Below are 15,276 nucleotides of genomic sequence, written 5' to 3' on the forward strand. Positions count from 1 at the left end.
GGTAAAACCAGAGCCTACCTTTGATATATTAGTAAGTAATGTTCAAAGAGCTTGTTTTGGTGGTACAGGAAGCGTAACTATAGATTTTAGTACAGCTACACCATATACAGATGTTTATACTTACGAAGTATTTGAAGTAGGTAACCCAACTGCTATTACATCAGGAAATGGTACAGGAGGTACTCCAGAAACAATTACTACTAATTTAGTAGCAGGAGAATATTATGTGGTTGTAAACATGACGAATACACCATTTTGTTCACCAAGAACAGAAAACTTTATAATTGAAGAACCAGCAAATGCATTAGCATTAACTGGTACACCAACGTATATTAATTGTAATGTTACTGATTCTGGAGAAATCTTGTTAGAAGCTCAAGGAGGTTGGGCACCGTATGAGTATCAATTAATAAATGATGCGACACCAGCTACACCAGTTCAAAATTTTGATAGCAATAGAAGAATTACTGGATTAACAGCAGGTGATTATACAGCAACAGTTAGAGATGTTACAGGGTGTGAAGAAACATTTACATTTACATTACAGCCAACTACAAATATGGATGCACTTGTAAATGTTATTCCAAACTTATGTGAAGGAGAAAACACAGCAACTATTGAGGTAACTAATGTAACAGGAGGTCAAACACAAGATGCAACTGTAAGTTATAGTTATATTTTAATTTACCCTGACGGAACAACACAAGTAGAACAGTTATCAAACACATTTAACAATTTACCAGCGGGTACTAATTATACAGTAATTGTTAGAGATAATAAATATAGCTGTGAGTATACAGAAACTGTAAACATAGTTGATCCATCAGAAGTAGAAGCTTCGGCAAATATCACCGCGGATATAACTTGTAACATCCCTAATGCAACCGTAGAAGTGAGTGCAATAGGAGGCACAGGCGTTTATGAATATAGTAGTGATGGAGTGAATTTTGGCCCTAATAATACGTTTACAAACGTAAGTTCAGGTTCTCAAACATTCTATGTACGTGATGATAATAATTGTGAAGACACAGTTGTAGTAACAGTTAATGCATACGAGCCTTTAGTGCCAACTTTAGTAGTCGATTCAGGATTTGTTACCTGTAATGGAGATGCTAATGGAGTGTTATCAGCAACTGTAACAGGTGGTTTTGGTAATTACGAATACCAATTGTTAGACGGTAGTGATAATCCAGTTGATGGAACATGGCAAACATCGAATAGTTTTGGAGGTTTAGATGTTGGTACATATAAAATTAGAGTAAGAAGTACCAACAGATTTGGAGAAGTATGTACAGAAGACACTGTACCACATACTATTGAAGAACCACAACCTTTAGTAGTTGCTGAAAATCATACAGATGTAAGTTGTTTTGGAGGAAATGATGGTACTATTACAGTATTAGCTTCAGGAGGTAACTTAACAGGATATGAATACAACATTAGTACAGATTCACCAAGTAAATTTGTTACCGATAATGTGTTCAGAAACTTAACAGCAGGTACATACACTATTACTGTTAAAGATAAGGTTGGATGTATTGATACTATTGATGTAGTTATTGATCAACCACAAGAGTTTACAGCAACATTAGTAGGGGTTACAGAACAAACCTGTATTAACGATGCAACTCCAACAATAGAGTTAGACGTACAGGGAGGAACACAACCATATTATGTAAGTATTAATAATATAGAACAACCTACTCAGTATACGACCAATACTATTGTATTAGGAGCTGCAGAAAACATCCAAGCAGGCACATCTTATTATATTACAGTAAGAGATGAAGCAGGTTGTAATGTTGCAGATCCAATTAGAGTAACTACGGCTGAATCAGTAGATTTACAATTAACGGTAGACTTTGCATATACCTGTGAAGTTGGAAATATTATCAAAGCAATAGTTGATGAAGCGTATAGAGCTAATATGTCTTATACATTATATGATGGAACAGGAAATCCTGTAGCAACAAATAATTCAGGAGAATTTATTGATGTACCAGCTGGAACAGGATATTATGTTACAGCAACACATACAATAACTTCATGTTCTGAAAGTTCTACTAGTAGTCCGATTAGTATTGAAGATATTCAAGCGTTAACTCTAGATATTGATGATTCGGTTAAGAATACTTTAATAGCAAATGCAAACTTTGGGTTACCGCCTTATGAATACAGTGTAGATGGAGGTGATTTTGGTCCAGATAACGAATTTTTAATTTTACAAACAAAAGATTATACCATTACGGTAAGAGACGCTAGAGATTGTGAGGTTACGTTAACTGTAAGAGGAGAATATATTTCTATTTTCGTTCCAAACTTATTTACACCAGATGGAGACGGAACAAACGATTATTGGTATCCTCGTGAAGTAGAAGATTACCACGATATCAAAGTGTTTATTTACGATAGGTATGCACGTAACATCGCAGACTTTAAAGGTACTGTAGAAGGATGGGACGGTACTTACGATGGTAAACCATTGCCGTCAGGAGATTATTGGTATACTATTTACTTTAAAGAGTTATCAGGTCAAGAGAAAAAAATAATGGGACATTTTACACTATATAGAAAGTAAAAAAATGAGAAAAATATTAATAATTTTAGTTGTAGTGTTTTGTAATATAAAAGGTACTGCACAAGAAATAGAATTACCACAATACGTAAATCACTTAGCAGATAACCCATTTTTAATTTCCCCAACCTATGCAGGTATAGGAACAGGGTTACAGGTTAGATTAAATGGAGTAAGCCAGTGGATTGGAGTTAAAGATGCACCCGATACACAATCATTAACAGTTGAAGCACGTATCGCAGATACTTTTGGTGGAGGAATAACGATATTTAACGACAGTAATGGATTTACTACTCATAAAGGAGCAAAACTATCGTTTGCAAGTCACTTAACATTAAGTGATTTTCATGACAGTTTTTTATCATTTGCTTTAAGTTATAGTTTTATTCAGTTTGGTATAGATACTTCTAATAATAACTCTGGAGAAAATGTTCCAGCAATACAAGAAAATCACTCAAATTTTGATGTAGGTTTGTTATATCGCTATGAAGGGTTTAGTATTACAGCCAATGTAGTAAATATCTTAAATAGAGATATTAAGAATTTTAGAACTGGAGATCCGGAAGAGCTTAGAAAATATACCGTATTTACCTCTTATACTCTTTCAAGAATAAGTAGAAACTATGAGCTTGAACCTTCTATTCTTTATGAATATAGAGAAGCTACAGGACGTTCTAAAACAGATATGAATATTAAGGCCAGAAAAGGAATTAGAGATGGATATGTTTGGGCTGGTTTAAGTTATACATTCTTAAACGACCAGTTTTTTCAACCAAATGCTATTGCACCATTGTTTGGTTTAAAGAAAAATAACCTGTATATGTCGTATGGTTTTAGTATCAATATGAATAAAACACAAGATTATAATTACGGAACACACATGATTACACTTGGATTTGATTATGAAAGAAGACCAAGTTTAGCACGTTGTACACAAAAAATGATTATGTTTTAATATAAAAACACATAAATTATCAAATCCTCAAGTGTTAGCTTGAGGATTTTCTTTTTCTTTGTATTAATGGAAAAAAATAACGATACATCAATAAATCTAAATAAATATATCAGTAGTACAGGTATTTGTTCACGTCGTGAAGCAGAACGCTTTATTACTGAGGGAAGAGTAACGATAAACGGCAAACCTACTCAGTTAGGTAACAGAGTACATGAAGGAGATGTGGTAAAAATTGATGGAAAACCATTAAAAGAAAAACCTAAAACTATTTATATAGCGTTAAACAAACCAGTAGGTATTGTTTGTACTACCGATAGTAAAGAACGTAAAAATATCGTGAAATTTGTGGGGCACCCACAACGACTATTTCCTATTGGTCGCTTAGATAAACCTTCAGAAGGATTAATTTTTTTAACCAATGATGGTGATATTGTAAACAAAATATTACGAGCAGGGAATAACCACGAAAAGGAATACATTGTTTCGGTTAATAAACCTTTCGATGAACGCTTTATAAAAAGAATGAGTAACGGAATTCCAATCTTAGGAACTGTAACAAAAAAATGCAAGGTAGAACGTGTAAATGATACTACATTTAAAATAACCTTAGTACAAGGCTTAAACCGTCAAATTAGACGTATGTGTGAATACTTGGGTTACGAAGTAAAAAAGTTAAAACGCACACGTATTATGAACGTAACTTTAGGAAGTTTAAAAGTAGGAGAGTGGCGTGAGTTATCATCTAAAGAAATGGATGAAATTAATAAACTCGTAGCGGGTTCGTCAAAAACATACGAAGAAGTGGAAAAAAAGACTAAAACTACTTCTCCTCAAAAAACTAAACCCAAGAAAAAAACAGATTTTAAATCCAAGTTTGGAAGAAGAAGGAAAAGTTAAAAATTAGTAATAAGAAAGTTTTAACTATCTACTTTTAAACATTCAACTTACATGTGTATCTTTGCCACTTATGCAATTTGACTTAAAAATAACCGATCCAAAAAGTAAAGCACGCGCAGGCGTTATTACTACTGATCATGGAATCATAGAAACTCCAATATTCATGCCTGTAGGTACAGTAGCTACAGTTAAAGGAGTACATCAATCAGAATTAAAAGACGAAATCAATCCTGATATTATTTTAGGAAATACATATCATTTATACTTACGTCCAAAATTAGAAACTTTAGAAGCCGCAGGAGGCTTACACAAGTTCATGAATTGGGATCGTAATATTTTAACTGATAGTGGAGGATACCAAGTGTATTCTTTATCAGGGAGAAGGAAGATAAATGAAGAAGGAGTAAAGTTTAAAAGTCATATAGATGGATCTACGCATTTTTTTACACCAGAAAATGTAATGGAAACACAACGTACCATCGGGGCAGATATAATTATGGCTTTTGACGAATGTACACCGTACCCTTGTGATTATAATTATGCAAAACGATCTATGCACATGACACATCGTTGGTTAGATCGTTGTATAAAACACTTTGAGAATACACCACCAAAATACGGGTACAGTCAGTCTTTATTTCCAATAGTACAAGGAAGTACGTACAAAGATTTACGTAAACAATCAGCAGAATATATAGCAAACTCAGGAGCAGAAGGAAATGCAATAGGTGGATTATCAGTAGGAGAACCCGCAGAAGAAATGTATGCGATGACAGAAGTGGTTACAGCAATATTACCAGAAGATAAACCACGTTATTTAATGGGAGTTGGTACACCAATTAACATTCTAGAAAATATAGCATTAGGAGTTGATATGTTCGATTGCGTAATGCCTACACGTAACGCACGTAACGGAATGTTATTTACAGCACACGGAAGCATTAACATCAAGAATAAAAAATGGGAAAAAGATTTCTCTCCAATTGATGAAATGGGTATTACTTGGGTAGACACTATGTATTCTAAAGCCTATTTACGTCACTTATTTGCTTCAAGAGAGATGTTAGGTAAACAAATAGCGTCTATTCATAATTTAGGATTTTATTTATGGTTAGTTCGTGAAGCACGTAAACATATTATAGCAGGAGATTTTGCTTCATGGAAAGACAAGATGGTAAAACAAATGGATAAACGTTTGTAATTTGAAAATACTAGATTGGTACATATTAAAACGTTACTTAACAACTTTTTTGTTTACGTTACTTATTTTAATACCTATTGCAGTAGCTATTGATATTGCAGAAAAGGTTGATAAATTTTTACGAGAAGAAAATCTTACGTTGTTTGAAATAGTTAATGACTACTATAAAAACTTCATTATTTACTATGCTAATACGTTTATGCCATTAGCATTGTTTATAGCAGTTATTTTATTTACTTCAAAGCTAGCAAGTAATACAGAAATTGTAGCAATTAACAGTTCTCAAGTATCATTTACACGATTCTTATATCCATATTTTATAGGAGCAACTATTGTTTGTGCAGTAGCGTTATCAATGAATCACTTTTTTGTACCATCAAGTAGTAAAACACGAAAAGCTTTTGAAAAAAAATATCTAAAGAAAAAGAAGTATTCAGACACTACTATTCGTGAATTTAGCTTACAGCTTAATGATAGCACTTATGTATATATCCAAAACTTTGATTTAAAGCGAAACTCAGGGTTTAATTTTTCAATCGATCTGTATGATGGTATTAAGCTAAAAAGAAAGCTTACTGCTGATAATATTAATTGGAAGGAAAAGGATAGTACATTTAAACTATATAACTGGAAAGAACGAAAAATTTTTAAAGAAAGAGATAGTATCTTTTCTGGAAGAAGCTTAGATACTACATTTACATTTACACCAGAAGATTTTAATTACAAGAATATTATGGCACAAGAAATGAACTCTCCAGAGTTGGTCAAGTTTATTGAAGTGTCTAGAAAAAGAGGAATAAAAAACTTAAACGCATACTTGGTTGAACTCTACAAAAGAACAAGTTTACCAGTTGCTAGCTACATACTAACATTAATTGCAGTAGGGCTAGCACATAGGAAAAGTAGAGGAGGTATAGGAGTTAATTTAGCCATAGGTATTAGCGTTATGTTTATTTATGTTTTCTTTTTAAAAGTAGCAGAAGTATTAGGAGCTGTAGCAGGAGCAAATGCCCTGTTAAATGTTTGGATACCTAATATAGTATTTGGTTTATACGCTATTTATTTATATTTCAATGCAAGGAGATAAATTAAAAAACTACCTACACTTACATTTAATCGTTTTTATTTGGGGGTTTACAGCAATATTAGGAGCATTAATATCAATTGATGCAGTTCCTTTAGTTTGGTACAGAATGTTATTAGCAGTAGGCTTTATTGCTATTTATTTTGTAATAAGAAAGAAATCATTTAAAGTAGAAAAAAAAGCATTAGCCAAGTTTGCTATTTCAGGAATAATTATAGCGGTACACTGGATAACATTCTTTAAAGCAATAAAAGTATCAAATGTATCAGTTGCTTTGGTTATGATGAGTACTGGAGCCTTTTTCGCTTCATTTATAGAACCTTTTTTCTTTAAAAGAAGAATAAAATTAATCGAAATAGTTTTAGGACTGTTAGTAATAGTAGGCTTGTATATTATATTTAATTTTGAAAGTCAGTATACACTTGGAATTATTTATGCGTTAATTTCAGCCTTTCTATCCGCATTATTTTCAGTGTTAAATGGTGTGTTTATAAAAAAACATGAAGCCAATACAATTTCATTCTACCAACTATTATTCGGAGTTTTAGGAGTAACAGTTTATTTATTATTTACACAAAAATTTTCAGTAGAATTTTTCCAATTACAAGCAAGTGATTGGATATATTTATTAATTTTAAGTAGTATTTGTACAGCATATGCTTTTATTGCTTCAGTACAAGTAATGAAGTATTTAACACCTTATACAGTAATGCTTACTATTAATTTAGAACCTATCTACGCCATTATCTTGGCATTATTAATATTTGGAGAAAAAGAACAAATGAATCCAGAGTTTTATTATGGTGCCTGTATTGTTTTAATAGTGGTGTTACTGAACGGAGTACTTAAAAACGCCTCTTCTATAAAAAAGAAAATTATAAAAAAATAGTATTTTAAGAAAAAGGATGAAGGTAAACTGTACAATTTTTTAGTATGTTTGCCTTTACAAACAACTAACTAGTAAATTAGAAAATCAAACTATATACAAGAATACAATGGAATATTTAGATTTTGAAATGCCAATAAAAGAGCTAGAAGATCAGTTGGCAAAATGTTTTGATATAGGAAAAGAAAGTGATGTAGACGTAACAGCTACATGTGAGAAGATTGAAAAAAAATTAGAGAAAGCTAAAAAAGATATATATAAGAATTTAACGGCATGGCAACGTGTACAGTTGTCTCGTCATCCTAATCGTCCATATACTTTAGATTATATAAAAGCGCTTTGCGGAGACACTTTTATGGAATTACACGGTGACCGTAGTGTGAAAGATGATAAAGCAATGATTGGTGGACTAGGTAAGATTGGAGACCAATCTTTTATGTTCATAGGTCAGCAAAAAGGATATAATACCAAAACGCGTCAATACCGTAACTTTGGTATGGCGAATCCAGAAGGATATCGTAAAGCATTACGTTTAATGCGTATGGCTGAAAAATTTGGATTACCAGTAGTAACTTTAGTAGATACTCCAGGCGCATACCCAGGATTAGAAGCTGAAGAACGTGGACAAGGAGAAGCAATTGCTCGTAATATCTTTGAAATGACGCGCTTAAAAACACCTATTATTACCATAATTATAGGAGAAGGAGCTTCAGGAGGAGCTTTAGGAATAGGAGTAGGAGACAGAGTATATATGCTAGAAAACTCTTGGTATTCGGTTATCTCTCCAGAAAACTGTTCTTCAATATTATGGCGTAGCTGGTCAGAGAAAGAAAAAGCAGCAGAAGCATTAAAGTTAACAGCAGAAGATGGTATGAAACTAAAAATAGTTGATGATATCATCAAAGAACCATTAGGAGGTGCACACTCTGACCGTGAAGGAACTTTTAAAGCTGTTAAAGAACAGATTATAAAAGCATACGGAGAGCTTAAGAAACTTAAGGAGCAAGAATTAATAGCTCAACGTATGGAGAAATATGAAAATATGGGAGTATATAAAGAGTAGCTTTATACCCCAAAAAACACACTATTAAAACTCGCCATTTGGCGAGTTTTTTTGTTTTATAAATATTTTACGATACGATTTGTTTGTTAAATGAATATATATCTATAATTTTGCCGGTCGAAATGAGTAATACATTTAATAAATATCTATTTTTATTAATACTTTTATTAAAAGGATGGTCTACATCATATGCAGACCAAAAGGCTTTTGATACAACAACCTCAGTGGTTACTTATAAATCTGTAAACGCAAAAACAGAGCCACAATCAATTACTCAAAACACCATTAACTTAGCTTTTGATAAACAGCATCAAGACTCTGAAAGGGAGAATTATTTTGAAATCAGCGAGATTGAAGACAAAACCCAAGACGAAAATGAAGTAGATGAAAGTTTATCAAAATTCGGAAGTTACTTATCAGCCATTTTACATGCGCAGTTTTTTGAGTGCCAGTTTTGTGTAGTAAAAGAAAAAGCACAACGCTTTAAAGAGTACACTTTTAGCGCTATAGTAAAACTCCATGTAAAATTTCAAGTTTTTATAATTTGATACCCTCTTCGGTAAAGTAGGCTAAACCTATCATTTAGCTTATTTTATTTATTCACACATAAGAATTTAATTAAATTTTTATAATAACCATTGGTTTTCAATGGTTACACACTCACTCTAACTTTACAAATACATACAAAAAAATGAAAAAAAGCTTCATTTTCATGAGCCTATTTGCGCTATTAATTAATATTAGCTGCGAATCAAAAAAGGAATCTAAACATCCAGAAACAAAGTTCCTTGTAACCAATCCCATTAAAAAAGATACATCAATAACTAAAGATTATGTAAGTCAAATACATGCCATTCAGCATATAGAATTGAGGGCACTAGAAAAAGGATATTTAAAGAAAGTATTTGTTGATGAAGGACAACATGTAAAAAAAGGACAAAACATGTTTCAAATATCAGCAAACGTTTATAAAGCAGATTTACAAAAAGCAAAAGCAGAAGCAAAAGCTGCTGAAATTGAATATAAAAACACGGAATTATTAGCAGATGGAAACGTAGTTTCTAAAAACGAATTAGCCTTAGCGAAAGCAAACTACGAAAAAGCAAAAGCTGAAGTAATGCTAGCACAAACACACCTAGGTTTTACAAGCATTAAGGCACCATTTAACGGTATAATGGACCACTTACATGTTAGAAAAGGAAGTTTGTTAGATGAAGGAGAACTCCTAACAACACTATCAGACAACAGTAAAATGTGGGTATATTTTAATGTACCAGAAACAGAATATCTAGACTACATAATGAGTCAAGATAAAGACAAGAAAAAAGAAGTAACACTTTTAATGGCAAATAACAAACCATTCAATCAAAAAGGAATAGTAGAAACGATTGAAGGAGAGTTTAACAATGAAACAGGAAATATTGCCTTTAGAGCAACTTTCCCAAATCCAGATGGAATTTTAAGACACGGAGAAACAGGAAGTATTTTAATGGAAGTTCCATACGAAGAAGCCTTAATAATTCCACAAAAAGCCACTTTTGAAGTATTAGATAAAAAATATGTTTTTGTAGTAGATAAAAATAATACAGTAAAACAACGAGAAATTACTGTAGAAGCAGAATTACCACACTTATTTATAGTAGAAAAAGGACTTACAGAAAACGATAAAATATTGTTAGAAGGAATCCGTATGGTAAAAGACCAACAAAAGATACATGTTGAGTTTAAAGAGCCAAATGCTGTAATGTCTAGTTTAGACTTATATGCAGAGTAATCAAAAACTAAAATTCAACAAAACATGTTTAGTCAATTTATAAAAAGACCAGTACTAGCAATTGTTATTTCGATAATAGTTGTTTTTACGGGGTTGTTATCAATAAAACAACTCCCAATATCACAGTTTCCACAAATAGCACCAACCACGGTAAACATATTTATAGCGTACCCAGGCTCAAGTGCAGATGTATTGGTAAACTCAACACTAATTCCTCTAGAAACAGCCATCAATGGAGTACAAGGAATGCGTTATATCGCTTCTGATGCTACAAGTGCAGGAGAAGGAACCTTACGTGTAATTTTTGAACCAGGTACAGATCCCAACCAAGCGGTAGTTAGGGTAAAAACAAGGGTAGATCAAGTAATGCCTTTATTACCTGAATTAGTACAACGAGAAGGAGTAATTATAACTCCAGTACAACCAAGTATGTTAATGTATGTGAACCTTTTTAGTAAAGAAAAACATAATGACGAAAAGTTCCTATACAACTATGCGTACACCAAAATGATACCCGAGATTCAACGTATTAACGGTATCGCCAGTGCTAAAATTTTAGGAAGTAGAAAATATGCGATGAGAGTTTGGTTAAAACCAGACCGAATGAGAGCCTATAATATTTCTGCGGAAGAAATTTTAGAAGCGATGGAAGACCAAAGTATTTTGGCAAGACCCGGAAGATTGGGAAGAAGTTCAGGAATCAAGTCACAATCACTAGAATACGTACTTACCTATCAAAACAGGTATAATGAACCAGATCAGTACAAAGACATTATTATTCGAGCAAATGAAGAAGGAGAAATATTAAAGCTAAAAGATGTTGCCGAAGTAAAATTAGGAAGTGAATTCTTCGATATTTACTCAAACCTAGATGGGCATCCATCAGCATCTATTGTTTTAAAACAAACCTTTGGAAGTAATGGTAGTGATGTAATAGCATCGGTAAAAGAAAAACTAAAAGAATTAAAAGAAGATCTACCACCAGGGATTGATTTTCAAATTAGTTATGACGTTTCTAACTTTTTAGACGCCTCTATAGAACAAGTAATACATACACTTAGAGACGCCTTTATTTTAGTAGCCATTGTGGTATTCCTATTCTTGGGAGATTTACGATCAACCTTAATTCCAATTATAGCAGTACCAGTGTCCTTAATCGGAGCATTCTTTATAATGCAACTTTTCGGGCTATCAATCAACTTAATTACCCTGTTTGCATTAGTACTAGCTATTGGTATTGTAGTAGATGATGCTATTGTAGTTGTAGAAGCAGTCCATTTAAAAATGGAGAAAGAACATTTAACACCTTATCAAGCATCTAAAGCAGCATTAGGAGAAATAGGAGGTGCTATTTTAGCAATTACATTGGTGATGGTTTCTGTATTTGTGCCAATTTCATTTATGACAGGGCCAGTAGGAGTTTTCTACAGACAGTTCTCTATAACAATGGCGGGTTCTATCATTATTTCAGCAGTGGTAGCATTAACATTAACACCAGTATTGTGTGCAATGATGTTAAAAAACAACCACGGAAAAGAAAGAAAAAAATCAATAGTAGATAAATTTATTGATTGGTTTAACAAAGGATTTGAAAAGCTTACAGGAAGATATGTAAAAGTGTTAAACAGAATCGTAGCACGAAGAATGTTAACCTTTGGAGTATTACTAGCTTTCTGTGCAGGAATATTTATTACCAATAAGACATTACCAGCAGGTTTTATTCCTAGTGAAGACCAAGGAATGATTTACGCAATCATTCAAACACCACCAGGAGCTACCTTAGAACGTACAAACGAAGTAGCAAGAAAACTACAACAAATTTGTGAAGAAACTGAGGGAGTAGAGTCAGTTTCATCTTTAGCAGGATATGAAATTATGACCGAAGGTAGAGGGTCAAACGCAGGTACCTGTTTAATTAATTTGAAACCATGGTCAGAACGTCATCATTCAGTTCATGAAATCATGGAAGAACTAGAAGAAGAAACTAAAGACTTAGGAGCGGTTATAGAATATTTTGAACCACCAGCAGTACCAGGTTTTGGATCTTCAGGAGGATTCTCAATGCGTTTATTAGATAAAACAAACTCAACAGACTACCACGAGTTTGAACGTATCAATAACAAATTCATGGAGTCGTTATCAAAACGAAAAGAGCTTACAGGGTTATTTACTTTTTATTCTGCAAACTATCCGCAGTACGAATTAAAAATCGACAATAAAAAAGCGATGCAAAAAGGAGTGACCATTGGTAAAGCCATGGAAAACCTAAACATTTTAATAGGTAGTACCTATGAACAAGGTTTTATTCGTTTTGGTAGATTCTTTAAAGTATATACACAAGCAGCGCCAGAATACAGAAGAATTCCTTCAGATTTAGAAAAACTATATGTTAAAAATGAAGAGGGAGAAATGGTGCCTTATTCAGCGTTTATGAGTTTAGAAAAAAAACTAGGACCTAATGAGATAACACGATACAATTTATATAATTCAGCAGCTATTAGAGGATTACCAGCGCCAGGATACACAAGTGGCGATGCTATTAACGCAATTAAAGAAGTAGCAGCAAAAGAATTACCAAGAGGTTATGATGTAGCTTGGGAAGGACTTACCTATGATGAAGCAAGAAGAGGTAATGAATCAGTGTATATTTTCATCATTGTATTAGCTTTTGTATATTTTGTATTAGCAGCACAATATGAAAGCTTTATACTGCCATTAGCTGTAATATTCTCGCTTCCAGTAGGAGTGTACGGGTCATTTACACTATTAAAACTAATGGGCTTAGCGAATGACGTATATGCACAAATTGGAATAATAATGCTGGTTGGTTTATTAGGTAAAAATGCAGTGTTAATTGTAGAATTTGCGGTACTAAAACGAAGTCAGGGAGCAACAATTTTTGAAGCAGCTATTGAAGGAGCTAAAGAACGATTCAGACCAATTTTAATGACTTCATTTGCGTTTATCGCAGGATTAATACCGTTAGTTATAGCTCATGGAGCTGGGGCTATTGGTAACAGAACTATAGGTGGTTCGGCTTTAGGGGGAATGTTAATAGGTACAATTTTCGGAGTTTTAATTATACCAGGTCTCTATTACATATTTGCTAAAATGAGTGATGGAAGAAGCTTAATTAAAGACGAAGCTAATGAACCAGTTTCTGAAGAGTTTATAAGAATAAATGAAGTTGAAGGAAGTAAAACAAAAGCTAAAATAGCAGAGCTTAAAAAACTTCTAAAGAAAATAATTAAAAGAGAAAACAATGAAAACTAAACAAAGAAGTTTATTTGTAATAAAAAAAGCACACTTTTTAAGTGTGCTTACCCTCTTAGTTTTGTGCTCTTGTGTATCAAATCAAGTAGTAAGAGAAGAAAATAAGGCGGTACCAGAGAATTTTAAGAACCAACCTGTAGATTTATTAAATACAGCTACTATTAAATGGCGTGACTTTTTTTCAGATTCACATTTAATTTCTCTGATAGATACAGCTTTATCAAACAACCAAGAGTTGAATATAATGTTACAACAAGTAGCTATTTCAAAAAATAATATCAAGGCAAAAAAAGGTGAGTATTTACCATTTGTAAATATGTATGCCGGGGCAGAAGTAGAAAAGGTAGGGAAGTATACTAGAAATGGAGCCGTAGAAGAAAATTTAAATATTCGCGAAGATGAAAAATTTCCAGAACCATTAACTGATTTTTCAATAGGACTTTCTGCTTCATGGGAATTAGATGTTTGGAAGAAGTTACGAAATGAGAAGAAAGCAGCAGTACTAGAATACTTAGCTAGTGTTGAAGGAAAAAACTTTATGGTAACTAATTTAGTTTCAGAAATTGCAAATTCATATTACGAATTAGTAGCTTTAGATAATGAATTATCTATGGTTTCACAAAACTTAGAAATTCAAAAAAATGCATTGCGAATGGTGAAGCTTCAAAAACAGGCTGCAAGAACAACTGAATTGGCAGTACGTAGGTTTGAAGCGAGTGTACTTAAAAACCAAAGTCACCTATATGAACTTCAACAAGAAATCGTAGAAACTGAAAATAAAATTAACTTTTTAGTAGGAAGATACCCACAACCTATAGAAAGAAACTCAGATAATTTTATAGATAAACCTATTGAAGGAGTAAAAGCAGGAATTCCATCACAACTGTTACAAAACAGACCCGATTTAAGGAGAGCTGAATACGAATTAGCAGCAGCCAAATTAAATACTAAAATAGCACGAGCTAATTTTTATCCATCAATCGGTATAAAAGCAGGAGTAGGGTTACAAGCATTTAAACCTAAATTTTTAACATCAACACCAGAATCGTTAGTGTATTCTTTAGCAGGAGATATTGTAGGACCTTTAATCAATAGAAACGCTATAAAAGCAGCCTATAAAACAGCCAACAATAAACAATTACAAGCTGTTTACGAATACGAAAGAGCTATTTTAAATGCGTATTTAGAAGTAGCGAATGAGCTTTCGAAAATTGATAACTTAAAAAACAGTTACGATTTAAAAAAGCAACAAGTAGAAGCGTTAAACGAATCTATAGACCTTTCAATTCGTCTGTTTAAATCGGCAAGGGCTGAATATACAGAAGTGTTGTTAACGCAAAGAGAAGCATTAGAATCTAAAATTGAAATAATAGAAACTAAAAGAGATCAATTGTTGGCAAACGTAAAAGTATATAAAGCCTTAGGAGGAGGCTGGAACTAATTTTTTCATTCGTTATTAAATATTAATTGTTGTTAAAGTGGTAGTTTTATTAACTATCCAAAAGGCTCGCCAACTGGCGAGTCTTTTTTAGTAATAGATTTTCTATTGTACAATCTAGGGTTTTTCG

Annotated in this window: 11 protein-coding genes; all 11 read left to right on the forward strand. The window is 32.8% G+C overall.

Translation table 11 applies throughout. From position 1 onward, the window contains the following. Window positions 1–2,578: T9SS type B sorting domain-containing protein (locus tag LCI24_RS15720; protein WP_274641229.1), on the forward strand; the 2,578-nt coding region annotated here is incomplete at its 5' end. Between the two features lie 4 nt (window positions 2,579–2,582). Beyond that, window positions 2,583–3,530, forward strand: a complete 948-nt coding sequence (locus tag LCI24_RS15725; RefSeq protein ID WP_274641230.1) for a PorP/SprF family type IX secretion system membrane protein — start codon at window positions 2,583–2,585, stop codon at window positions 3,528–3,530. 66 nt (window positions 3,531–3,596) lie between these two features. After that, window positions 3,597–4,427, forward strand: a complete 831-nt coding sequence (gene rluF / locus LCI24_RS15730; RefSeq protein ID WP_274641231.1) for a 23S rRNA pseudouridine(2604) synthase RluF — start codon at window positions 3,597–3,599, stop codon at window positions 4,425–4,427. Window positions 4,428–4,497: 70 nt separating this feature from the next. Next, window positions 4,498–5,628 (forward strand): tRNA guanosine(34) transglycosylase Tgt, encoded by a 1,131-nt coding sequence (gene tgt / locus LCI24_RS15735; protein WP_274641232.1) that lies wholly within the window; start codon window positions 4,498–4,500, stop codon window positions 5,626–5,628. A 1-nt stretch (window position 5,629) separates the two neighbouring features. After that, window positions 5,630–6,715 carry an LptF/LptG family permease gene (locus tag LCI24_RS15740; protein WP_274641233.1) on the forward strand — a complete coding sequence of 362 codons (1,086 nt, stop codon included), beginning with the start codon at window positions 5,630–5,632 and terminating at the stop codon, window positions 6,713–6,715. Next, a complete protein-coding gene (locus LCI24_RS15745; RefSeq protein WP_274641234.1) occupies window positions 6,702–7,601 on the forward strand; it encodes a DMT family transporter in 900 nt (299 codons plus the stop codon). Before LCI24_RS15740 ends, LCI24_RS15745 begins: the two co-directional genes overlap by 14 nt. A 106-nt stretch (window positions 7,602–7,707) precedes the next feature. Continuing rightward, on the forward strand, window positions 7,708–8,661 hold the full coding sequence (locus tag LCI24_RS15750) for an acetyl-CoA carboxylase carboxyltransferase subunit alpha (protein ID WP_274641235.1): 954 nt from the start codon (window positions 7,708–7,710) through the stop codon (window positions 8,659–8,661). A 110-nt stretch (window positions 8,662–8,771) separates the two neighbouring features. Next, window positions 8,772–9,209 carry a hypothetical protein gene (locus tag LCI24_RS15755; protein ID WP_338001112.1) on the forward strand — a complete coding sequence of 146 codons (438 nt, stop codon included), beginning with the start codon at window positions 8,772–8,774 and terminating at the stop codon, window positions 9,207–9,209. A 143-nt stretch (window positions 9,210–9,352) separates the two neighbouring features. Continuing rightward, a complete protein-coding gene (locus LCI24_RS15760) occupies window positions 9,353–10,435 on the forward strand; it encodes an efflux RND transporter periplasmic adaptor subunit (RefSeq protein ID WP_274641237.1) in 1,083 nt (360 codons plus the stop codon). 24 nt (window positions 10,436–10,459) lie between these two features. After that, on the forward strand, window positions 10,460–13,708 hold the full coding sequence (locus LCI24_RS15765; protein ID WP_274641238.1) for an efflux RND transporter permease subunit: 3,249 nt from the start codon (window positions 10,460–10,462) through the stop codon (window positions 13,706–13,708). Further along, complete coding sequence (locus LCI24_RS15770; RefSeq protein ID WP_274641239.1) at window positions 13,698–15,149, forward strand: TolC family protein; 1,452 nt, start codon at window positions 13,698–13,700, stop codon at window positions 15,147–15,149. The genes LCI24_RS15765 and LCI24_RS15770 overlap by 11 nt, the downstream gene beginning before the upstream one ends. Window positions 15,150–15,276 lie beyond the last annotated feature (127 nt).

This window comes from Tenacibaculum larymnensis (genome assembly GCF_028829235.1).
Classification (GTDB): Bacteria; Bacteroidota; Bacteroidia; order Flavobacteriales; family Flavobacteriaceae; genus Polaribacter; species Polaribacter larymnensis.